The following is a 22,680-nucleotide window of genomic DNA, read 5'->3' on the forward strand; positions in this document are numbered from 1 at the left end:
AGAAGCCCGCGCCACAGACAGGATTCCAAAAAATTGGCAGAAGACATCGAACAGGCGGTATCGCGCCGCCGCACCTTCGCGATCATCGCCCACCCTGACGCCGGCAAGACCACGCTTACCGAAAAGCTGCTTCTGTTCGGCGGCGCGATCCAGCTTGCCGGCGAGGTCAAGGCCAAGAAGGATCGCATCCAGACGCGGTCCGACTGGATGAAGATCGAGCGCGAGCGCGGCATCTCGGTGGTCACCTCGGTGATGACCTTCGAGTATGACGACAATGTCTTCAACCTGCTCGATACGCCCGGCCACGAGGACTTTGCCGACGACACCTATCGCACGCTGTCGGCGGTCGACTCGGCCGTCATGGTCATCGACGCCGCCAAGGGCATCGAGCCGCGCACGCTGAAACTGTTCGAGGTTTGCCGGCTGCGTGACATCCCGATCATCACCTTCGTCAACAAGATGGACCGCGAAAGCCGCGATCCGTTCGAGATCCTGGACGAGATCGAGCAGAAGCTGGCGCTGGATACCGCGCCTGTCACCTGGCCGATCGGCCGCGGCAAGACCTTTTGCGGCACCTATCACCTGGCGCTGAACGCGGTGCGCAAGAGCGACGACGAGAAGGAGCGCACGCCGGTCCACGGCCCGGATTCCAATCGCGTCGCCGGTCTGTTGCCGGAGAACGATCGCAACGACTTCATCGAGGAGCTGGAGCTCGCGCGCGAGGCCTGCCGCCCGCTTGATGTGGACGCTTTCCGCGAGGGTCATCTGACGCCGGTCTATTTCGGCTCGGCGCTGCGCAATTACGGCGTGCGCGACCTGATCGAGGCGCTCGGCGCCTTCGGGCCGCCGCCGCGCGCCCAGGAAGCCGACGAGCGAACGGTGGAGGCGACCGAGGCGAAGATGACCTCCTTCGTCTTCAAGATTCAGGCCAATATGGATCCGAACCACCGCGACCGCATCGCCTTCGTCCGCGTCTGCTCGGGCAAGCTGGAGCGCGGCATGAAGGCCAAGCTGGTGCGCACCGGCAAGCCGATGAGCCTGTCGGCGCCGCAGTTCTTCTTCGCCCGCACCCGCGTCACCGCCGACGAGGCCTTTGCCGGCGACGTCGTCGGCATTCCCAATCATGGCACGCTGCGCATCGGCGACACGCTGACCGAGGGCGAGGAGATCCTGTTCCGCGGCGTGCCGAACTTCGCGCCCGAGATCCTGCGCCGCGTTCGCCTCGGCGATGCGATGAAAGCCAAGAAGCTGAAGGAAGCGCTGCACCAGATGGCCGAGGAGGGCGTCGTGCAGCTATTCTCGCCCGAAGACGGCTCGCCGGCCATCGTCGGCGTCGTCGGCGCGCTGCAGCTCGACGTGCTGAAAGAGCGGCTCAACATCGAATACACGTTGCCGGTGGATTTCGAGATGTCGCGCTTTTCCGTTTGCCGCTGGATTTCGGCCGACGACAAGGCGGACGTGCAGCGCTTCATCGAGGCGCATCGCGGTGACATCGCCCGCGACCTCGACAACGATCCGGTGTTCCTGGCCCAGCACGCCTTCTCGCTCAACTACGAAGCCGAGCGCTGGAAAGCGATCCGCTTCACCGCGGTCAAGGACTACCAGATACGCGACAAGGCGGCGTGATTCTGGTGAATAGTGAATGGTGAATAGTAAGTAGTGAGTAGTAGGTAGTGAGTAGTAAGTAGTAGGCAGAAAGAGCGGGTGCCGATCCTCACCATTCACCATTCACCCTACTCACTATTCACTACTAACTACTCACTCCTCACTCCTCACTCCTCATCCTCACCCCTTCGCCGCTTCCTCGATCTTGGCGATGTCGATCTTGCCCATCTTCATCATCGCCGACATCACCCGGCCGGCCTTGGCCCTATCGGGATCCAGAAGCAGTCTCGGCAGCTGCTCCGGCACGACCTGCCAGGAGACACCGAACTTGTCCTTCAGCCAGCTGCATTGGCCGGGCTCGCCGCCCTCGGTGAGCCTCTCCCAGAAATAGTCGACTTCTTCCTGCGTCTCGCAGTCGATCGACTGCGACACCGCCTCGTTGAACTTGAAGTTGGGACCGCCATTGAGTGCCTGGAACGGCACGCCGTCGAGCTCGAACGTGGTCAGCAGCACTTTGCCCTCATCGGCGTGACCCTTGGGCCAACGCAAAACGCTCAGCACCTTCGAATTCTTAAAGATCGAGATGTAATGGTTCATGGCCTCTTCGGCCTGGCCGTCGAACCAGAGACAGGTGGTAATCTTTTGCATGTCGTGCTCCTCGGCTGGTCGCATTCGCTTCAACTGGACGGCGAGGCAGCATTTGAGCCTTCATTCCTCGCCGTGTGCCCCAAGGACGGCCCAACCGGGCGCTGTCCGACAGCTCGCCGGAAATTTCTCGACACGTGCCGGCTGGTAACCTCCGCGGTAATTGGCGCAGCGCAAAACTATGGCAAGGCCGGGCAGGGGTCGCTATAACCGCTGCCGATTGAATTCAGCGCCGCCGCGCCAGACTTGGGCGCGGCCAGCCAGCAAGGACAATTTGATGCCCGCCTATCGTTCCCGCACCACCACCCATGGCCGCAACATGGCCGGCGCTCGTGGCCTGTGGCGCGCCACCGGCATGAAGGACACGGATTTCGGCAAGCCGATCATCGCGGTGGTCAACTCCTTCACCCAGTTCGTGCCGGGCCACGTACATCTTAAGGACCTCGGGCAGCTCGTCGCGCGCGAGATCGAGAAGGCCGGCGGCGTCGCCAAGGAATTCAACACCATCGCCGTCGATGACGGCATCGCCATGGGGCATGACGGCATGCTCTACTCGCTGCCGTCGCGCGAGCTGATCGCCGATTCCGTCGAGTACATGGTTAATGCGCATTGCGCCGACGCCATTGTCTGCATCTCCAACTGCGACAAGATCACGCCCGGCATGCTGATGGCGTCGCTTCGCCTCAACATCCCGACCGTCTTCGTCTCCGGCGGACCGATGGAGGCGGGCAAGGTGGTGCTCGCCGGCAAGACGCAGGCGCTCGACCTGGTCGACGCCATGGTCGCCGCCGCCGACGACAAGATTTCCGACGAGGACGTCAAGGTCATCGAGCGCTCGGCCTGTCCGACCTGCGGCTCCTGCTCCGGCATGTTCACCGCCAATTCGATGAACTGCCTGACCGAGGCGCTCGGCCTGTCGCTGCCCGGCAACGGCTCGACTTTGGCCACGCATGCCGACCGCAAGCGCCTGTTCGTCGAGGCCGGGCACCTCATCGTCGATCTCGCCCAGCGCTATTACGAGCAGGAGGACGAAAGCGCGCTGCCGCGCAGCATCGCCTCGAAGGGCGCCTTCGAGAACGCCATGGCCCTCGACATCGCCATGGGGGGGTCGACCAACACGGTGCTGCACATTCTGGCCGCCGCGCATGAAGGCGAGGTCGATTTCACCATGGAGGATATCGACCGGCTGTCGCGGAAAGTGCCGGTGCTCTGCAAGGTCGCGCCGGCCAAGTCGGACGTGCACATGGAGGATGTTCACCGCGCCGGCGGCATCATGGCCATTCTCGGCCAGCTCGATGAGGCCGGTCTGATCAACCGCGATCTGCCGACGGTGCACACCGCTACGCTCGGCGAGGCGCTCGACCACTGGGACATCGCCCGCACCTCCGCGCAGAACGTGCGCGACTTCTTCCGCGCCGCGCCCGGCGGCGTGCCGACGCAGGTCGCCTTCAGCCAGGACCGCCGCTGGGACGAGCTGGACACGAACCGCGAGACGGGCGTCATCCGCTCGTCAAAGACGCCGTTCTCGAAGGATGGCGGCCTCGCCGTGCTGAAGGGCAATCTGGCGCTGGACGGCTGTATCGTGAAGACGGCCGGCGTCGACGAGTCGATCCTGAAGTTCACCGGCCCGGCCCGCGTCTTCGAGAGCCAGGATGCCTCGGTCAAGGCGATCCTCGGCAACGAGATCAAAGCCGGCGACATCGTCGTCATCCGCTATGAGGGACCGCGCGGCGGCCCCGGCATGCAGGAGATGCTCTACCCGACCAGCTACCTGAAATCGAAGGGCCTCGGCAAAGCCTGCGCGCTGATCACTGACGGCCGCTTCTCCGGCGGCACGTCGGGTCTGTCGATCGGCCACGTCTCGCCGGAAGCCGCCGAAGGCGGTGCGATCGGGCTGGTCAGGGAAGGCGACACGATCGAGATCGACATCCCCAACCGCACCATCCGCCTTGCCGTCAGCGACGCTGAGCTGGAGACGCGTCGTGCCGCGATGGCGGCGAAGGGCGCGGACGCCTGGAAGCCGGAGGAAAAGCGCAAGCGCAAGGTGACGACCGCGCTGCGCGCCTACGCCGCCTTCGCCACCAGCGCCGACAAGGGCGCGGTGCGGATCGTGCCGGAGTGAGCCAGGCTCCCCACCTTCTCCCGCAAGAAGGGGAGAAGGGGGAGCCAGCCCTACGGCATCAGCTGATATTCATAAAGCTTCTGATAAAGGCCGCCCTGCTTGAGCAGGGTCTTGTGCGGTCCGCTTTCCAGCACCTTGCCATTTTCCAGCACCACGATCGTGTCGGCCTGGTGCACGGTCGAAAGCCGGTGCGCGATCACGATCGTCGTGCGCCCGAGGGTGAGCTGCTGCAGCGCGTCACGGAACAGCGCCTCCGATTCGGCGTCAAGCGCGCTGGTCGCCTCGTCGAGCAGCAGGATCTCGGCATTGCGCAGCATGGCGCGCGCTATCGAGATGCGCTGGCGCTGGCCGCCCGACAGCAGCGAGCCGTTCTCACCCACTTCCGTCTCGTAGCCCTTGGCCATGGCGCTGATGAAGTCATGTGCGTTGGCCGCCTTGGCGGCGGCGATCACCTCGGCTTCGGTCGCATCCTGGCGGCCAAGCCGGATATTGTGCATGATCGTGCCGGCAAACAGGAACGTGTCCTGGCTGACATAGGCGATTTTTTCCCTGAGCGAGGCGAGCGTCGCTTGAGCGATGTCCTGGCCGTCCAACGTCACCTTGCCGCTCTGCGGGTCGTACATGCGCATGATCAGGTTCAGGATCGTCGACTTGCCGCTGCCCGAAGGCCCGACCAGAGCCGTCATCTTGCCAGGCGCCAGGGTCAGATCGAGGCCTTCGAACACCGGCGGGCTTTCGGGATAGGCGAAGCTCACATTCTCGAAGCCTATCTTGCCTGGCCCGGGCTGCAGCGGCTTTGCGTCTGGCTTTTCGGCCAGCGTCAGCGGGCGGTCGGCGAGCTGGAACATCATGCGCACGCCGACGATGCCCGTCTCCAGTGAAATGCGCACGCGGGCAAGGCGCTTGGCCGGCTCATAGGCGAGCAGCAGCGCCGCGATGAAGGCCATGATGTTCCCCGGCATCTGGCCGCCCTCGAGCACCAGGAAGCCGCTGACGAAGACCGCGCCGGCGATCGCCAGGCCGGCAAGCGTTTCCATCACCGGGCTGGTGGCGGCTTCCAGCGTGGCAATGTTGTTGGCGCGGTTCTGGACGTCGGACACCGCCTTGTACATTCGCTTGCGCATGGCGCCTTCGAGATTGAAGGATTTGACGACGCGCACGCCGATCGCCGTCTCTTGCATCACATGCACGATCTGTCCGAGCGAGCGGAACTCCATTTGCGCAATCTTGCGGACGCGCTTCAGGATGCGGTTGATGCCGTAGATGGCCACGGGCCCGACGGCGAAGCAGATCAGCGACAGCACCGGCTGCTGCCAGATCATGACCAGCACCAGCACGATCAACGTCACCAGATCGCGCACATAGGACGTCACGACGAGATCGAGCACGCTGCGCGCGGCCTGCGCGTTGTTGGTCATGCGCGTGATCAGGTCGGACGACGAGGTCGAATGGTAGAACTCGATGCCCTGCGCGAGGATGCGGTCATAGATCTTGCGCTGCCGGTCGGCGATGATGGCGTTGCCGACCCGGCTCATGAAATAGGCCTGGACGAATGTCGCGAGGCCCTTCAGGACGAAGATGGCGGCCACCCCGGCAGCGATCAGGTTGACGCGATCCGCTCTCTTGAAGACCACGAATTCATTGGTGATCTCCTTCAGGATCCAGGCGCTCGCCCCCGTCATGGCGGCTACCACCAGCATCGACACTATGGCGGCGCCATAGCCGAACTTATGCTCGTGGAAGGATTCCCGCACCAACCTCGCGATAAGGCGCTGGTTCTCCGTCGAGCGGAAGAAGCGAAACAAACGACCGCCCCCATGCTGGCTGCACGAATTTCGGATTCGCCACGGAGGCGAGAGGCGGCTTATAGAGCGAGTTGGGACCGGAGGAAACCTTTCGCGCTGGCGGAATGAAGCGGCAGCGAAGCAGGTGTCTTTTGCGCCACGACGGATGCCGATTCATGGGAGGATGACGACTGATGGATTTCGACCTCATCGTGCGCGGCGGCACGCTGCCGGACGGCAGGACCGCCGACATCGGCATCGCCGGCGAGACCATCCGGGCGATTGAACCCGAGTTGCCGGTTTCGGCTCGCACCGAAATCGACGCGCGCGGCAATCTCGTCTCCCCGCCCTTCGTCGATCCGCATTTCCACATGGACGCCACGCTTTCCTACGGCATTCCGCGCATCAATGCGTCAGGCACGCTGCTGGAGGGCATTGCGCTCTGGGGTGAATTGAAGCCGCTGCTGGCGCATGAAGCGGTGCGCGACCGCGCGCTCGCCTATTGCGACTGGGCGGTGTCGATGGGCCTGCTCGCCATCCGCACCCATGTCGATGTCTGCGACGACCGGCTGCTCGCCGTCGAGGCGTTGCTGGACGTCAAGAAAACCGTCGCGCCATATATCGACCTGCAACTGGTCGCCTTCCCGCAGGACGGGCTCTACCGTTCGCCCACGGCCCGCGAAAACACGATCCGCGCCCTCGATCTCGGTGTCGACATCGTCGGCGGCATCCCGCATTTCGAACGCACCATGGCCGACGGTACCCGATCCGTGACGGAGCTTTGCGAGATCGCGGAGAAGCGCGGCTTGATGGTCGACATGCATTGCGACGAGACCGACGATCCGCTGTCGCGCCACATCGAGCAGCTTGCCTATGAGACCCAGCGGCTCGGCCTGCAGGGCAGGGTCGCCGGCTCGCACCTCACCTCGATGCATTCGATGGACAATTACTACGTCTCGAAACTCCTGCCGCTGATCGCCGAGGCCGGTGTCTCAGCCATTCCCAATCCGCTGATCAACATCATGCTGCAGGGACGCCACGACACCTTCCCGAAGCGGCGCGGCCTGACCCGGGTGAAGGAGATGCTGGCGCTCGGCATCCGCGTCGGCTGGGGCCAGGATTGCGTGCTCGACCCGTGGTACTCGCTGGGCACTGCCGACATGCTGGACGTCGCCTTCATGGGCCTGCATGTCGCCCAGATGTCGAGCCCGGCCGACATGGCGCGATGTTTCGACATGGTCACCAACGTCAACGCCGCCATCATGGGCCTTGAGCATCTCGGCCTTGCCGTCGGCAAGCGCGCCAGCCTTGTCGTGCTCGATGCCGGCAACCCGATCGAGGCCGTTCGCCTTCGGCCGGAGCGCCTCTGCGTCATCGCCAGCGGCAAGGTGGTGGCGGAGCGGACAAGGCAAGAGACGCGACTATCGATCGCCGGCCGTCCGGCGCAGGTGAACCGGCGGCATAATGCTGGCTAGAGCCAGCCGATTCCCGCCGCTGGTCTTACCGATGGCCCGAATTTCCCTCGTCAAAGCGCCCGCTTACGGCTACGAGCCGGCATGGCCCGATCCCTTGCCCGCAATTTCACGATGAGGAACGCTCTGCTGGCCGGCATCCTTCTGATGCTGGCCGGGGACTTCATGTTCGCGCTCAACGACGCGATGGGCAAATGGATGGTCGCCAGCTTCTCGGTCGGCCAGGTGATGCTGATCCGATCGATCGGCGCCTTCATTGTGCTCGGCCCAATGATGGCGACCCAGGGCAAGGGCAAGTTGTTCCACATGGAACGGCCGGTGTTGCAGTTGTTGCGCGTGGTGGCGACCACGACCGATACCGGACTTTTTTACGCCGCGCTCGTCTATCTGCCGCTCGCCGATGTGATGAGCTTTTACATGGCCGGACCGATCTACGTCGCCGCACTTTCCCATTTTCTGCTCGGCGAGAAGGTCGGCTGGCGCCGCTGGCTGGCAATCATGGTCGGCTTTTGCGGCGTGCTGATCATCCTGAAACCCTCATCGGCTGCCTTCTCGCTGTCGTCGACCTACGCGCTGATCGGCAGCATCGCCTTTGGCTTGGCCATCATCCTCAGCCGGCGTTTGCGCGGCACCAGCGACACCACTTTGGTCACCTGGCAGACGATCGCCACGCTGCTCGTCGGCGGCGCGCTGACCATCGGTGGCTGGCGCACGCCGTCCGCGCTCGATTGCTGCGCCATGCTCTTGCTCGGCGTCGTCGCCTGCTCCGCCCACCTGATGATCACCAGGGCACTGAAGCTGGCGCCCGCCTCGACGCTGGCGCCGCTGCACTACAGCCTGCTGTTGTGGGCCGTTGTCTTCGGCCTGGCCTTCTTCGGCGAGGTGCCCAGCCCGCGCATCCTGGTCGGCTCGGCGATCGTCGTGCTCGCGGGCATGTTCATCTTCCACCGCCAGAAGGTGGTGGAGACCGAGGTCCCTCCGGAGAACGTGCCTAAGGGCGTCAATTAACGATAAGGATCTTGCAATTCAGCCTTCTCGCACAGCAGTGAGATGCCGCGAGAACTCCGCCGTCTCCATCAATGCCTTACATCGGGCAAAGCGGCCGTCGGCATAGGCGCGGAAATCATCGACCGGATTGTCGTTGGCGAGCTGGATCAGCCCCCACAGTGTCCACAGCAGATCGCACATCGCCTTGTAGATGACGAGGCGGCCGCGTTCGGCCGGCCGTGCGTCGCCGCCGAAATAGGCGCGCATCAACTCTTCGTCTTGAGCGGCGTCAAATCTGCCTTCGACCGAAAGGTCGCCAAGGTCCCAGAGCGGGTCGTTCATGCCCGAATATTCCCAGTCGACGATCCACATCCTGTCGCCCGCATCGAGGAAATTCTCGCAGAGCGGGTCGCAGTGGCAGGCGGCGAGCTGGATCGGGTGCGCGGCAAGAGCGTCGCGCACGCTGCCTGCCTCGCGCACCACGTCGTGGTAGCCGACGGGCAAGGCGACATCCTTGGTCGACAGCACCTTCAGATAGTCGTCGATCATGGCGAACAATTCGAAGCGGAAGGGAAAGACCGCGCCGGAAGAATGCAGCTTGCGGAAGGCCTCGCCGGCGCGCGCCGGGCTGCCCGGTCTGGTTTTGAACTTCTGAGGCGACATCGTCTCGGCGCCGGCGATGAAGCGTGTCGCCATCAGTCCCGATGCCGGATCGGCATGGAGCACCTCGGGACTGACGCCGGCCTTTGCCGCCTCGCGCGCCGCCACCGCCTCGTTCGCGCGATTGATATATTCCGCCGTGCCCTTGCCGGGGACGCGCAGGCAGATGTGGCCAGCCCTGTAGACGAGGTTGGTGAGGCCACCGAGGCGCTCCAACGGGCCGCTATAGCCGGCCAGTGCAGGAATTGCGGCCAGTGCCGCTCTCGCCTCGTCCATCGTCACCCCCGATTTTAACCTTCACACCATGTTTATGGCGGAACGGTTCCACAGTTTTCGCCGCTTGGCTATCATCGGATGCACAAGATTCGGCCCGGGAGCGGCAATGACGGACGGCAAGCACAACAGCGCGTTGAACGCCGCCTATGCGGCAACGCGGCCGGACGAAGTAGCCGCGATCTATGACAACTGGGCCGAAACCTATGACGCCGACATGTCGGCGGCCGGCTACCGCCATCCGACGATCTGCCTGGCGCTGATTGCCCGTCATCTCCCGCGTGGCGCCGAACCTTTGCTCGACGCTGGCGCCGGCACCGGCCTGATTGGCGAATGGCTGGCCATCACCGGCTATCCGAACGTCGAGGCGCTCGATATCTCGCAGGGCATGCTGGACCGCGCGGCCGCCAAGGGCGTCTACTCGGCGCTGCATCGCCTGGCCATGGGCGGGCCTTTGCCCTTTACCGACGGCGCCTATGCCGGCATCGTCTCCGCGGGCGTCTTCACCTCCGGCCATGTCGGCAGCGAGGGCCTGGACGAGCTGATCCGCATCTGCCGCCCCGGCGGCATCATCGTGCTGACGGTGAAGAACACGCTCTGGCAGGCCGGCTTTGCCGATCGAATCGCCGACCTCGAAGCGAAAGGCGCCGTGACCCGGGTCGAAGAGACACGGCCCTACGCCTCGATGCCCGGCGAGGGCGATACGGTGCCAAGCCGTTGCCTCGTGTTGCGTGTTCGCTGACCCGTTCTCGGACTAGCCTTTTATCTTCTCTCCCGCCGGATCGTACATCGGCCGGAGATGGATCCTTGCCGGCGTTCGATCCATCGCCACCACCAGTTCATAGTTGCCAGAGGTGAGGAAATCGTCGCTGACGCCGTCGGCGTTGCGCACATAGCCATAGCCGATGTTCTTGGTCACCGTGTAGCCATAGCCGCCACTGGTGAGGTAGCCGACAGGCTCGCCATTGCGCAGGATGGTCTCGCGACCGACGAGAACGATCTGCGGATCATCGACTGTGAAGCCGGCAAAACGCTTGGTCAGCGGCTTGCCGGCTTGCTTCTCCAGCGCACGCCGCCCGACGAAGTCGGTGTTCTTCCTGAGCTTCACCGCCCAGCCGAGCCCGGCCTCCTGTGGCGTGTCGTTCGGCGTGATGTCGGATCCCCAGGCACGGTAGCCCTTTTCCAGCCTGAGCGACTCCAGCGCCCGATAGCCGACAGGCCGAATGCCGTGCGGTTGTCCGGCCCTCATCAGCGCATCGAAGATTTCGCCGGTGGCGGAAATCGGCACATGCAGTTCCCAGCCGAGCTCGCCGACATAGGTCACGCGCAGCGCCCGCACCGCGTGGCCGGCAATCGATATCTCGCGCGCGTGACCGAACGGGAAGGCCGCATTGGAAACATCCGCATCCGTCACGGCGGCCAGCACATCGCGGGCACGCGGCCCCATCAGCGACAGCGTGCCGTAGTCCTCGGTGACGTCTTTCAGCGCCACGTCCAGGCCCTTGCCGACATGATCGCCGATCCAGGAAAAATCATGCGTGCGGAAGCCGGTGCCGGTGACGATGTAGAACCTGGCCTCGCCGAGCCGCGCCACCGTCAGGTCCGCCTCGATGCCGCCGCGCGTGTTGAGAAGCTGCGTGTAGGTCAGCCGGCCGACCGGCTTGCTGATGTCGTTGGCGCAGATCCAGTCCAGCGCCTTCAACGCATCGGCGCCCGCCACCTCATATTTAGCGAAGGACGACTGATCGAAGACGCCGACGCTTTCGCGCACATGGCGATGTTCGTCACCGACCGGGTCGAACCAGTTCTGCCGTCCCATCGAGTAGATGTCTTCGGCAGCCATTTCCTTGGGCGCGAACCAGTTCGGTCGTTCCCAGCCGAGCTTGGAGCCGAAGACGGCGCGCCGCGCCTTGAGCCGCTCGTAGAGCGGCGAGACGATGCGGGGCCGGCCCGAAATATATTCTTCGTGCGGGAAGCCGATCGTGTAGTGCTTGCCATAGGCTTCGAGCGTGCGGTCGCGGACCCAGTCGCGGTCGCGGTGCAGGTTGGAAAAACGCCTGATGTCGACCACCCACAGATCGAGCGGCGCTTCGCCGTCGACCACCCATTGCGCCAGCACCCAGCCGGCGCCGCCGCCCGAGGCAATGCCGAAGGCGTTGAAGCCGGCGCCGACGAACATGTTGGAACACTCCGGCGCCACGCCAAGGATGAAATTGCCGTCTGGCGTGAAGCTCTCCGGCCCGTTGATCATCTGCTTGACGCCGACATTGGCGAGCGCCGGCACGCGTTCGATCGCCTGCGCCATATGCTGCTCGAAGTGATCGTAGTCGTCGTCGAACAGGCGGAATTCCCAGTCGCTGGGAACGTCGCCCCCGGGCAGGCTGGTCGTCCAGGCCTGTGGATTCGGCTCATAGCCGCCCATCACCAGCCCGCCGACCTCCTCCTTGAAATAGGTGCGGCGGTCGGGGTCGCGGATCGTCGGCGCATCGCTGGCCAGCCCCTCGATCTTCTCAATGATGATGTACTGATGCTTGACCGGCTGCAGCGGCACGTTGATGCCGGCCATCGCGCCGACCTGGCGTGCCCATTGGCCGGCGCAGTTCACCACCTTGTCGCAGGCGATGTCGCCTTTTTCGGTCTTCACCGCCGTGATGCGCCCGTCCTTCATCTCGAAGCCGGTGACCCGCACCTCCTCGAAGAGTCTCGCGCCATGCATCCGCGCGCCCTTGGCCAGCGACTGGGTGATGTCGGACGGGCTCGCCTGGCCGTCGGTCGGCAGCCAGGAGGCGCCGACGAGGTCGCCGGTCTCCATCAGCGGCCACATCCGCTTCACCTCGGCCGGCGACAGAAGCTGCATGTCCATGCCGAAACTCTTGGCCGTCGTCGCCAGGCGCTTGAATTCGGTCCAGCGGTCGGCGTTGGTCGCCAGCCGCAGGCACCCGGTCATCTTCCAGCCGGTGGCGAGCCCGGTCTCGGCTTCGAGCCCCTTGTAGAGCTCGACCGAATATTTGAGCACGCGCGTAATCGAGGCCGACGATCGCAACTGCCCGACCAGGCCGGCCGCGTGCCAGGTCGAGCCTGAGGTCAGCTTGCCCTGCTCGAGCAGCACCACGTCGGCCTTGTGGTCACGCGCGAGATGGTAGGCCGTCGAGCAGCCGATGATGCCGCCGCCGATGACGACGATCCCGGCATGGCTTGGCAAGCTCGTCATGGCTTCAATTTTCCGTACTTCGTCTGGTAGTTCTCCAGCGCCGCATCGAGCCGCCTCAGGTTCTCCTCGGTATAGGCGACGTAGTCGATGCCCGGCGCGTGGAGGTAGAGTTCAGACACCATGCTCCACATCGCTTCGCGCAGCAGCGAGGCGCATTGCATGGCCGAGTGAGAGCGCAGGATTGCCTCGTCCGGCTCCTTCATGAAATAGGCCGTCAGGAATGCGAAGGACTCGTCATTGCTCAGGCCGGCATTCGACGCCGCTCCGGCGAGATCGAACATGGCGGTGTTGAAGCCGGCATATTCGAAATCGATCAGCCACAGCCTCTTGCCGTCGTCGAGGATATTTGCCGGCAACAGATCGTTGTGGCCGAACACGATCGGTAGCAGCTTCTGCGCCCGCTCGAGCTCGTCCGCCAGTTCCAGATAGCGCGGCAATTCATCCTTCTTGCGGCTGCCGCCCTCTTCCAGCGTGCGCGCATAGTCGCGAATGACATGGAACACCCAGAACATGAAACCGGCACCGGAGACATGGTTCGGCATCTCGCGATGGAAGCTGCGCAATAGCGTGGCCACATCGCGGAGATTGGCGCGCACGTCCTCTGCGAGAAAGGTTCTGGCGCCAAGAAACTGCGTCACCAGAATTCCGGGCTCGGCATAGCGCACGGCCGGCGCGAAGCCGGCCGCATGCGCCGCACGCGCCGTCATCACCTCACGCTCGCGAAAGACATGGTGGAACGGGAAGTCCTGGCCGAAGCGCACGACATGCCTGCCGGCGGCATCCTTGACCACATAGTTTTCATTGCTGAGTCCGCCCGGCAGCGGCTCGATCTCGATGCTGCCGGTCCAGCAGGGCAGGGCACGGATGCGATCTTCGGCAGTTAGGGGGGCACTCACGAGTTTGTTCCTGCGTCAGCCGGCCGTCGACGATGCGATGGTGAGAAAGAACAGAGAAGCCTCGTCGGTGCGGGACGTCGGGAGTGATATCCCGCACCGCACCGACGAGCCCCTTGGCCAGGTTTTCGGATCCCGGCATCCGCCCCCGCGGATTCGAAAATGTTTGCGCCAGGCACCTTCCAGAAGATCTGGTCAGTCGGTTGCGGCCCCACCATCACCCTCTCGTGGCAGTTCCGAGCCTGCGCAGGAATGATCTCACGCCAGTGTGAGTTGGCTGTCAACTGAAAGCTGTGACCTTTTTTGGGGGTTCTGCCCGAAAACATAAGCATTTCCTTTAAAAGCGTTAGGAATGCCTTAGAATCGGGCAAAACTCCGGCTTCCCGATGATCCATTCGAAACGGCATGGCGAGATCCTGCGGCTCCTGAGCGAGGAGGGCACGATCACCATTGCCAGCCTGGCTGACCGGCTTGGCGTGTCGCTGGAGACGGTGCGGCGCGACGTCAGGCCGCTCACCGACGCTGGTGCGATCCTGAAGATGCACGGCGCCATCAGCCTGCCGTCCATGGCGGGCGAGGCGCCGTTCGAGCGCCGCATGCGCGAGAATGCCGAGGCCAAGCGCAGCATCGCCCGCATGGTCGCGGCAACCATCCGCGACGGCGAGTCGATCATGCTGGACACTGGCACCACGACGTCCTTCCTGGCGCGCGAACTGCTCGGCCACCGTCGGCTGACGGTGGTCACCAATTCCTCCGACATCGCCCGCACGCTCGCGACGGTCAACGGCAACAAGGTCTACATGGCCGGCGGCGAGCTGCGCAGCGATTCAGGCGCGGCCTTCGGCGTCACGGCGATAGACTTCGTCAGCCGTTTCTCGGTCAATCATGCGGTGATCTCCATCGGCGCGGTCGACGCCGCCGCCGGCCTGACCGACTACGAGCTGGAGGAAGCGGAGTTCGCCCGTATGGTGCTGTCGCGCGGCCAGCGCTCGCTGGTCGTCACCGACCATAGCAAATTCGGCCGCCAGGGGCTGGTCCAGGTCTGCGGCTTCGATGGCTTTTCCGAGCTCGCCACCGACCAGCCGCCGCCGCGCGACATTGCCGCCGCGCTCAGCCAGGCCGGCGCGCGCCTCAGCATTGCGGCCGACTGAAGCGACATCTGGCTTGCCTGGAGCAGCAATCGATCGGCCGAGCACTTCCCTCGGCACTCGTCAGCGTGGTTTAGTCGGCCCATGGCCTTCACCATCCGCCAGCTGCAGTTCTTCGTCGCCGTCGCCGAGCAGGGCACGGTGTCGGGCGCCGCGCAGAACCTCTCCATCTCGCAATCCTCCGTCACCGAGGCGATCAAGGAGCTTGAGAGCGATCTCGGCGTCGAACTGTTCGAGCGCCATCCGCGCGGCCTCAACATCACCCACAAGGGCCATCAGTTCCTGCGCCACGCGACTAAGATCCTGGCCGATGTCTCGGACGCTCGCCGGACCTTTCTCGGCGATCAGCTGACGGCCGGCGGACGGCTGCAGCTCGGCGTCACCTCGCTGGTTGCAGGCTATGTGCTGTCCGACCTGCTCGCCCGCTACCGCCGCGCCTATCCGGGCGTCGAGGTATCGGCCATCGAGGACAATGGCGACTATCTCGAGCACCTGCTGGTCGGCGGCAAGCTCGACATCGCCGTCATGGTGACCTCCAACCTGCGCGACCGCACCGCGCTGCAGTCCGAAATCCTCGAGGTCTCCGCCTACCGCTTGTGGCTGCCGCTCAGTCACAAGCTCGCCAGCGCCGACATCATCGGCATCAGCGACATTGCCTCGGAGCCGCTCATCATGCTCACCGTCGACGAGATCGAGGAGAACACCGGCAAGCTGCTGGCGGCGATCGGCGCCAGGCCCCATGTCGCCTTCCGCACCCGTTCGGTCGAGGCCGTGCGCAGCCTCGTCGCCACCGGAGCCGGCGTTGCGCTGCTGCCTGACCTCATCTACCGGCCCTGGTCGCTGGAAGGTGACCGTATTGAATCCCGCGATATCTCCGGCACCCTGCCGGTTGTCCAGGTCGGCACCGTCTGGCGCCGCGGCTCGGGCCTGCCGCAGGCCGCGCGCGATTTCATCGGCCTCGCCCAGTCGCAGCGCATGGTTCGGCAGCGGATCTGACAGGCGCATATCGGAAAAACCGATATCGGCTTTCTGATAAATGAATTTGCGAAAGCGGATTTTTCACAGCACTTTTCCGTTCAGGAACAAAGCTGCTTGGGAACGCGGCTGCCGGAGCGCGTGCTGCTCCAGCGTTCAGGTTGCGCATAGCCAGGTCCGAACACCGGCCCGGTTTCGGGGTCATGCGCCAAAATGGGAGATCGACGATGAATGCATTCCTGAAGTCATGCACGGCGTTGACGGTTGCGCTGACCTTCTCGGGTCAGGCTGTCGCCCAGGTCAAGGAACTCGGCAAGGGCGAAGGCGAGCTCAATATCGTCGCCTGGCCGGGCTATATCGAGCGCGGCGAAACCGACAAGAACTACGACTGGGTGTCCGCCTTCGAGAAGGAGACCGGCTGCAAGGTCAACGTGAAGACCGCCAACACGTCGGACGAAATGGTCTCGCTGATGAATGAAGGCGGCTTCGACCTCGTGACGGCTTCAGGCGACGCCTCGCTGCGCCTCGTCGCCGGCAAGCGCGTGCAGCCCATCAACATCGACCTCGTCCCGAGCTGGAAGACGGTCGACGATCGCCTCAAGGACGCTCCCTGGTTCACGGTCGACAAGGTGCATTATGGCGTTCCCTATCAGTGGGGCCCGAACGTGCTGATGTACAACACCGATGTCTTCAAGGAAGCGCCCAAGAGCTGGAATGTCGTCTTCGAGGAAATGAAGCTGCCCGACGGCAAGTCGAACAAGGGCCGCGTGCAGGCCTATGACGGGCCGATCCACATTGCCGACGCGGCCAACTACCTGATGTTCCACAAGCCGGAACTCGGCATCAAGGATCCTTACGAGCTCAGCGAGGACCAGTACAAGGCCGCGCTCGACCTGCTCCGCACGCAGCGCACGCTTGTCGGGCGCTACTGGCATGATGCCGCCATCCAGGTCGACGATTTCCAGAACGAGGGCGTGGTCGCCTCCGGCTCGTGGCCGTATCAGGTCAACACGCTGGTCGCCGCCAAGAAGCCGATCGCCTCGACGGTGCCGGAGGAAGGCGTCACCGGGTGGGCAGACACCACCATGATGGAGGCCGACGCCGCTCATCCGAACTGCGCCTATATGTGGCTCGAGCACTCGCTGTCGCCGAAGGTCCAGGGCGACGTCTCGTCCTGGTTCGGCTCGCTGCCGGTCGTGCCGGCGGCCTGCAAGGGCAATGAACTGCTCGGCGACGAGGGCTGCAAGACCAACGGCTACGACAATTTCGACAAGATCAAGTTCTGGAAGACGCCGGTGTCGAAATGCGCCAGCCAGAACGGCCAGTGCGTGCCCTATTACCGCTGGGTGTCGGATTATATCGGCGTCATCGGCGGGCGGTAGATTCGCCTAGCCTTCAAAAGTTGGCGCTGCCCTTCACCCCTACCCTCTCCCCCCTGAAGAACGGGGAGAGGGGGTCGCCAACGCTGGAGTTTGTCCCTTCTCCCCCTCCTTTACGGGGAGAAGGTGCCGGCAGGCGGATGAGGGGCAGCAGCGCAGACGCCCGAATTTGAAAGCCTGAACCTTCAGGGCAGCTCATGACCGCCGCCGTTTCCTTCAAACAAGTCTCGCGCCATTTCGGCAGCGTGCGTGCCGTCGACGCGGTCGATCTCGATATCGCGCCGGGCGAGTTCTTCGCCATGCTTGGCCCTTCGGGGTCCGGCAAGACAACCTGCCTGCGCCTGATCGCCGGCTTCGAGCAGCCGACCGCCGGCTCGATCTCGATCTTCGGCGAGCGCGCCGAAGGCGTGCCGCCCTATCGGCGCAACGTCAACACCGTGTTCCAGGACTACGCGCTGTTTCCGCACCTGAATGTGCTGGACAACGTCGCCTACGGCCTGATGGTCAAGGGCATCGGCAAGGCGCAGAGGCTGAAGGCAGCGGAAGAGGCGCTGTCGATGGTGCGCCTGCCGGGCTACGGCGCGCGCCGCCCCGGCCAGCTCTCCGGCGGCCAGCGCCAGCGCGTCGCGCTGGCGCGTGCGCTGGTCAACCAGCCCAAGGTGCTGCTGCTCGACGAGCCGCTCGGCGCGCTCGACCTCAAGCTGCGCGAGAACATGCAGGAGGAACTGAAATCGCTGCAGAAGGTGCTCGGTATAACCTTCGTCTTCGTCACCCATGATCAGGGCGAGGCGTTGTCCATGGCCGATCGCGTCGCCGTCTTCAACGACGGCCGGATCATGCAGGTCGGCACGCCCGAGGACATCTACCAGCGGCCGAGGACGCGCTTCGTCGCCGATTTCGTCGGCTCCTCCAACGTGCTGCCACCGGACTTCGTCCAGCGCTATTCAGGCCAGCGCCGCTGGGGCAGCCTGCGCCCCGAATCCATTCGCGTCACGCGTGCGACGAGCGGCGACGGCGTCGCCGCGCGCATGGTCGCGACCAACTATTTGGGCGCCACGACGAGGCTGGCGCTCGATGCCGATGGGCTCAGGCTCCACGCCATGGTGCCGGCCGGTACCGAGCTGCCGGCCGAGGGCGAAGCGGTGATGCTCACCTTCAATCGCGAGAGCCTGCATCTGATGGACGAGCAGGCATGACAAAGGTTTGCGCGCGGCACCCCCCTCTGTCCTGCCGGACATCTCCCCCTCAAGGGGGGAGATCAGCAGTTTCTCGGCCTCGCCAATTCCGCCACGTTGGAGGTTGGCGAAAGCAGAAGCGACAGCCAATCTCCCCCCTAGAGGGGGAGATGTCCGGCAGGACAGAGGGGGGCGCGAAGGATCGCGGCTTCTCCTCATATCACCTCCGCCAAGACGGGGCGGCGTCATGACCATCGCCGCGCTCGATTCCAGCCCCGCCCCCGCCATCCTGCCGGGCAGCGGCGGCATGCGCGGCGCGCTGTCCGACCTCTTCTGGCGCCGGCCGAAGCTTCTGCTTCTGCTGATGCTGCTGCCGCCGGTGCTGTGGCTGGGCATCGTCTATATCGGCTCGCTCTTCGCGCTGCTTTTGCAGAGCTTCTTTTCGATCGACGAATTCTCCGGTCTCATCAACCGCGAGTTCACATTGAAGACTTACGGCGACCTGTTGCAGGCCGCCAATCTCGACATCATCCTGCGCACGGTGACGATGGCCGCACTGGTCACGTTCGCCTCGGCGGTCATCGCCTTCCCCATCGCCTATTACGCGGCGCGCTATGCGCGCGGCCGCTGGAAGGCGCTGTTCTATCTCGGCGTCATGCTGCCCTTGTGGTCGAGCTATCTGGTTAAGATCTATGCCTGGAAGCTGATCCTCGCCAAGGAAGGCATCCTCACCTGGCTGCTCGCCAAGCTCAACCTTCTGTGGCTGCTCGACGCCTGGCTGTCGCTGCCGATCGTCGGCGGCAACTCGCTGTCGGTGTCCTTCACCGGCACCTTCATCGTCTTCGTCTATGTCTGGCTGCCCTTCATGATCCTCCCCGTCCAGGCAGCGCTCGAGCGCGTGCCCGGCAATCTGGTCGAGGCCTCGTCCGATCTCGGCGCCTCGCCCGGCCAGACCTTCCGCAACGTTTTGTTCCCGCTGGCGCTGCCCGGCATCGTCGCCGGCTCGATCTTCACCTTCTCGCTGACTTTGGGCGACTACATCATCCCGCAGATCATCGGCACTTCGCGCCTGTTCATCGGCCAAGCCGTGTATTCGCAGCAGGGCACCGCCGGCAACATACCCTTAGCCGCCGCCTTCACCGTGGTGCCCATAGTCATCATGGGCTTCTACCTCTGGGGTGCCAAGCGCATGGGGGCCTTCGATGCGCTCTGATCGCGGCCAATCCGCTCCGCTCGGCCTGAAGATCGCCGCCGCCTGCGGCCTGCTCTTCCTGCATCTGCCGATCGTCCTGATCTTCGTCTACGCCTTCACCACCGAAGAGAAGAGCTTCGTCTGGCCGCCGCCCGGACTCACCACGCAATGGTTCGCCGTCACCTGGAACCGGCCGGATGTCTGGGAGGCGCTGTCGCTGTCGATCCGCGTCGCGGCGATCTCGACGGCGATCGCGCTGGTGCTGGGCACGCTGTGCGCCGCCGCGGTATCGCGCACGCGTTTTTTCGGCCGCGAGACCATCTCGCTGCTGGTCATCCTGCCGATCGCGCTGCCCGGCATCATCACCGGCATCGCGCTGCGCTCGGCCTTCGCGCTCGCCGACATCCCGTTCTCGTTCTGGACGATCGTGCTCGGCCACGCCACCTTCTGCGTGGTCGTCGTCTACAACAACGCCGTGGCCCGCTTCCGCCGCACCTCCGGATCGATGATCGAGGCCTCGATGGACCTTGGTGCCGATGGCTTCCAGACCTTCCGGCATGTCGTGCTGCCCAACATCGCCACGGCACTGCTCGCCGGTGGCATGTTGGCCTTCGCACTGTCCTTCGACGAAGTCATCGTCACCACCTTCACCGCCGGCCAGCAGCAGACCGTGCCGATCTGGATGCTCGAGGAACTGATCCGCCCGCGCCAGCGTCCGGTGACCAATGTCGTGGCCATGGTCGTCGTGCTGGTGACGCTGCTGCCGATCCTCTTTGCCTATTACCTGACCCGCGACGGCGACCAGATCGCGGGGGGTGGGAAATGAAACAGGTGAATGGTGAATGGTGAATAGTGAATAGTGAGTGGTGAATGGTGGCTAGTGAGTGGGGATTAGTGAGTAGTTGGTAGAAAGTGGTGGAGCGATATAGGAGTAATCAGTCGAAAACCTATCAGAAATCCGACCAACTGCTCACTGCTCACTACTCACTACTAACTACTCACCATTCACCATTCACTTCTCTTCAAGGAGAACCCCATGGACACCCAGATGCTGATCGGCTCGAAATTCGCCAAGGGCACCGAAGCCGAGGAGCCGATCCTCAATCCGAAAACCGGAGCGACCATTCTCAATCTGCCGGAAGCGAGCCCGGCCCAGATCGAGGCCGCGGTGGCGGCGGCCGGGAAAGCCTTGGCCAGCTGGTCGCGCACGACGCCGGCGCAGCGCTCCGGCTATCTCCTGAAGATCGCCGACCGCATCGAGGCTGAAGCGAAGGAGTTCGCAGCACTCGAGGCGCTCAACTGCGGCAAGCCGATCAACGCCGTCCTCAATGACGAGATACCGGCGATCGTCGACTGCTACCGCTTCTTCGCCGGCGCGGTGCGTTCGATGCCCGGCCAGGTCGCGGGCGAATATCTGCCCGGCCACACCTCGATGGTGCGGCGCGACCCGATCGGCATCGTCGCCTCCATCGCGCCCTGGAACTATCCACTGATGATGATGGCCTGGAAGCTGGCGCCGGCGATCGGCGGCGGCAACACGGTCGTCTTCAAGCCGTCCGAGCAGACGCCGCTGACGGCGCTGAAACTCGCCAGGATTCTCGCCGACATTCTGCCCGAGGGCGTCGTCAACGTCGTGCTCGGCCGTGGCGACAGCGTCGGCAACACGCTGATCAACAATGCCAAGATCAACATGATCTCGATCACCGGCGATGTCGCCACCGGCAAGAAGGTGCTGCAGGCGGCGGCCAAATCGGTCAAGCGCACGCATTTGGAACTCGGCGGCAAGGCGCCGGTGATCGTCTTCGACGATGCCGACCTTGGCGCCGTGGTCAACGGCCTGCGTGCCTTCGGCTATTACAATGCCGGCCAGGACTGCACCGCCGCCTGCCGCATCTATGCCGGCAAGAAGGTCTACGACAAGCTTGTCGCCGACCTCTCCTCGGCGGTCTCGACCATCAAGTACAATCACGCCGACGACACCGAGAACGAGATCGGGCCGCTGATCTCGCGCCGCCAGCGCGATCGCGTGTCGAGCTTCGTCGAGCGCGCCTCGGAACTGAAGCACATCGAGATCACCACCGGCGGCAAGCCGGGCGAGGGCTCGGGCTTCTATTACCAGCCGACCGTTGTTGCCGGCGCCCTGCAGGAAGACGAGATCGTGCGCCGCGAGGTCTTCGGCCCGGTCGTCTCGGTCACCCGTTTCGCGGAAGTCGACGAGGCGGTGAACTGGGCGAACGACAGCGATTACGGCCTTGCTTCGTCGGTGTGGACGAAGGACGTCTCGCGCGCCATGGCGACGGCGGCGCGCCTGCAATATGGCTGCACCTGGATCAACACCCATTTCATGCTGACCAACGAGATGCCGCATGGCGGGGTGAAGCAGTCCGGCTACGGCAAAGACATGTCGCTTTACGCATTGGAGGATTACACCGCCGTTCGCCATGTGATGGTGGCGCACGGATAGCCACTCTACCTCCCTTGCGGGATTGCGCCGATTTGCTTTTCGCAAACCGGTTGGCAATCCGGGTGAGGGGGAAGGCTTGGCGCCAAGCCGGAAACATCCCGATCCGACCGAGCTTTGGCTCGGTCACCTTCCCCGCAAGGGGAGAAGGAGAAGCAGGCAAAGCATTCAACCGAGGGAGGAAGACAATGCAACGCCGCCAGTTTCTGACATCAGCAGCCATCGCCGCGACGCTTCTTGCCGTGGCACCGTCCTTCGCGGGGGAAACCGCGCAATCGGTAGTCGAGGCCTATGTCGCGGCCTGGAACGCGCATGATTCGGCCAAGGCCGCCAGCTATTTCGCCGACGATGTCACCTACTATGACGCTTCCGTCGGCAAGCCGGTCGTGGGCAGGGACGCCGCCAAGACGGGCGTCATCGACAACTTCCTCAAAGCCGTGCCCGATGCGGTCTGGACGATGAAGGGCAGGCCCATGGTCGACGGCGACCGTGTATCCTTCGAATGGGAGTTCGCAGGCACCAACACCGGTGCCTGGGCCGACGGAACTGCCGCCACGGGCAAGAAATTCTCCTTCACCGGCGCCTCGATGTTCCAGGTCAAGGACGGCAAGATCGCGACCCAGAGCGATTATTACGACGCGCTCGGCTTCTACAAGCAGCTTGGCCTGATGTAGCGGCGGACTCCCCTCTCCCCTTGT

The 22,680-nt window shown here is 64.1% G+C and carries 18 protein-coding genes; 13 read left to right on the forward strand and 5 right to left on the reverse strand.

Translation table 11 applies throughout. The features are described from left to right. Positions 1-33 precede the first annotated feature (33 nt). The gene (locus EN818_RS16740; RefSeq protein ID WP_095806640.1) at positions 34-1,626 is read left to right on the forward strand and encodes a peptide chain release factor 3; all 1,593 of its coding nucleotides are present in this window, start codon (positions 34-36) and stop codon (positions 1,624-1,626) included. A 159-nt stretch (positions 1,627-1,785) separates the two neighbouring features. Here EN818_RS16740 and EN818_RS16745 read toward each other — a convergent pair whose 3' ends face one another. Continuing rightward, complete coding sequence (locus EN818_RS16745) at positions 1,786-2,253, reverse strand: VOC family protein (RefSeq protein WP_095806785.1); 468 nt, start codon at positions 2,251-2,253, stop codon at positions 1,786-1,788. A gap of 274 nt (positions 2,254-2,527) precedes the next feature. On the opposite strand from EN818_RS16745, the gene ilvD reads away from it, so the two are divergent. Then, entirely contained in the window at positions 2,528-4,372 is a 1,845-nt protein-coding gene (gene ilvD, locus EN818_RS16750) for a dihydroxy-acid dehydratase (RefSeq protein WP_095806639.1), read from the forward strand. Between the two features lie 50 nt (positions 4,373-4,422). Here the strand turns inward: ilvD and EN818_RS16755 are convergent, their stop codons facing one another. Further along, entirely contained in the window at positions 4,423-6,177 is a 1,755-nt protein-coding gene (locus EN818_RS16755) for an ABC transporter ATP-binding protein (RefSeq protein ID WP_095806638.1), read from the reverse strand. Positions 6,178-6,350: 173 nt separating this feature from the next. Between EN818_RS16755 and EN818_RS16760 the strand changes: the two genes are divergently transcribed. Together EN818_RS16760 and EN818_RS16765 are read left to right on the forward strand one after the other, a co-directional pair. Further along, positions 6,351-7,631 (forward strand): amidohydrolase family protein, encoded by a 1,281-nt coding sequence (locus EN818_RS16760; RefSeq protein WP_095806637.1) that lies wholly within the window; start codon positions 6,351-6,353, stop codon positions 7,629-7,631. 81 nt (positions 7,632-7,712) lie between these two features. Next, complete coding sequence (locus EN818_RS16765) at positions 7,713-8,636, forward strand: DMT family transporter (RefSeq protein WP_095806636.1); 924 nt, start codon at positions 7,713-7,715, stop codon at positions 8,634-8,636. Between the two features lie 18 nt (positions 8,637-8,654). Here EN818_RS16765 and EN818_RS16770 read toward each other — a convergent pair whose 3' ends face one another. Beyond that, positions 8,655-9,557, reverse strand: a complete 903-nt coding sequence (locus tag EN818_RS16770) for a phosphotransferase family protein (protein ID WP_095806635.1) — start codon at positions 9,555-9,557, stop codon at positions 8,655-8,657. A gap of 100 nt (positions 9,558-9,657) precedes the next feature. Between EN818_RS16770 and EN818_RS16775 the strand changes: the two genes are divergently transcribed. Then, entirely contained in the window at positions 9,658-10,290 is a 633-nt protein-coding gene (locus tag EN818_RS16775) for a methyltransferase domain-containing protein (RefSeq protein ID WP_095806634.1), read from the forward strand. A gap of 12 nt (positions 10,291-10,302) precedes the next feature. Here the strand turns inward: EN818_RS16775 and EN818_RS16780 are convergent, their stop codons facing one another. Further along, a complete protein-coding gene (locus EN818_RS16780; protein ID WP_095806633.1) occupies positions 10,303-12,759 on the reverse strand; it encodes an FAD-dependent oxidoreductase in 2,457 nt (818 codons plus the stop codon). Beyond that, the gene (locus tag EN818_RS16785; protein ID WP_095806632.1) at positions 12,756-13,655 is read right to left on the reverse strand and encodes a phosphotransferase family protein; all 900 of its coding nucleotides are present in this window, start codon (positions 13,653-13,655) and stop codon (positions 12,756-12,758) included. Before EN818_RS16785 ends, EN818_RS16780 begins: the two co-directional genes overlap by 4 nt. 383 nt (positions 13,656-14,038) lie before the next feature. Between EN818_RS16785 and EN818_RS16795 the strand changes: the two genes are divergently transcribed. The 8 genes from EN818_RS16795 to EN818_RS16835 all read left to right on the forward strand — a co-directional run bounded on the left by EN818_RS16795 (position 14,039) and on the right by EN818_RS16835 (position 22,656). Beyond that, positions 14,039-14,803: a DeoR/GlpR family DNA-binding transcription regulator gene (locus tag EN818_RS16795; RefSeq protein WP_095806631.1), complete on the forward strand. Its 765-nt coding sequence runs from the start codon at positions 14,039-14,041 to the stop codon at positions 14,801-14,803. An 81-nt stretch (positions 14,804-14,884) separates the two neighbouring features. Beyond that, positions 14,885-15,796: a LysR substrate-binding domain-containing protein gene (locus EN818_RS16800; RefSeq protein WP_095806630.1), complete on the forward strand. Its 912-nt coding sequence runs from the start codon at positions 14,885-14,887 to the stop codon at positions 15,794-15,796. A 206-nt stretch (positions 15,797-16,002) separates the two neighbouring features. Further along, positions 16,003-17,157, forward strand: coding sequence for an ABC transporter substrate-binding protein (locus tag EN818_RS16805; RefSeq protein WP_095806629.1), 1,155 nt, complete (start codon positions 16,003-16,005; stop codon positions 17,155-17,157). 194 nt (positions 17,158-17,351) lie between these two features. Further along, a complete protein-coding gene (locus EN818_RS16810) occupies positions 17,352-18,350 on the forward strand; it encodes an ABC transporter ATP-binding protein (RefSeq protein ID WP_095806628.1) in 999 nt (332 codons plus the stop codon). Between the two features lie 286 nt (positions 18,351-18,636). Then, positions 18,637-19,542, forward strand: coding sequence for an ABC transporter permease (locus EN818_RS16820; protein WP_176478388.1), 906 nt, complete (start codon positions 18,637-18,639; stop codon positions 19,540-19,542). Then, positions 19,532-20,347, forward strand: a complete 816-nt coding sequence (locus EN818_RS16825) for an ABC transporter permease (RefSeq protein ID WP_095806626.1) — start codon at positions 19,532-19,534, stop codon at positions 20,345-20,347. The genes EN818_RS16820 and EN818_RS16825 overlap by 11 nt, the downstream gene beginning before the upstream one ends. Positions 20,348-20,557: 210 nt before the next feature. Then, a complete protein-coding gene (locus EN818_RS16830; RefSeq protein ID WP_129553512.1) occupies positions 20,558-21,985 on the forward strand; it encodes a gamma-aminobutyraldehyde dehydrogenase in 1,428 nt (475 codons plus the stop codon). A 185-nt stretch (positions 21,986-22,170) separates the two neighbouring features. Further along, on the forward strand, positions 22,171-22,656 hold the full coding sequence (locus EN818_RS16835) for an ester cyclase (protein ID WP_129553511.1): 486 nt from the start codon (positions 22,171-22,173) through the stop codon (positions 22,654-22,656). Positions 22,657-22,680: the final 24 nt, after the last annotated feature.

Origin of the sequence: Mesorhizobium sp. M3A.F.Ca.ET.175.01.1.1, from assembly GCF_004791945.1 — a bacterium.
In the GTDB taxonomy this organism is placed as follows: domain Bacteria; phylum Pseudomonadota; class Alphaproteobacteria; order Rhizobiales; family Rhizobiaceae; genus Mesorhizobium.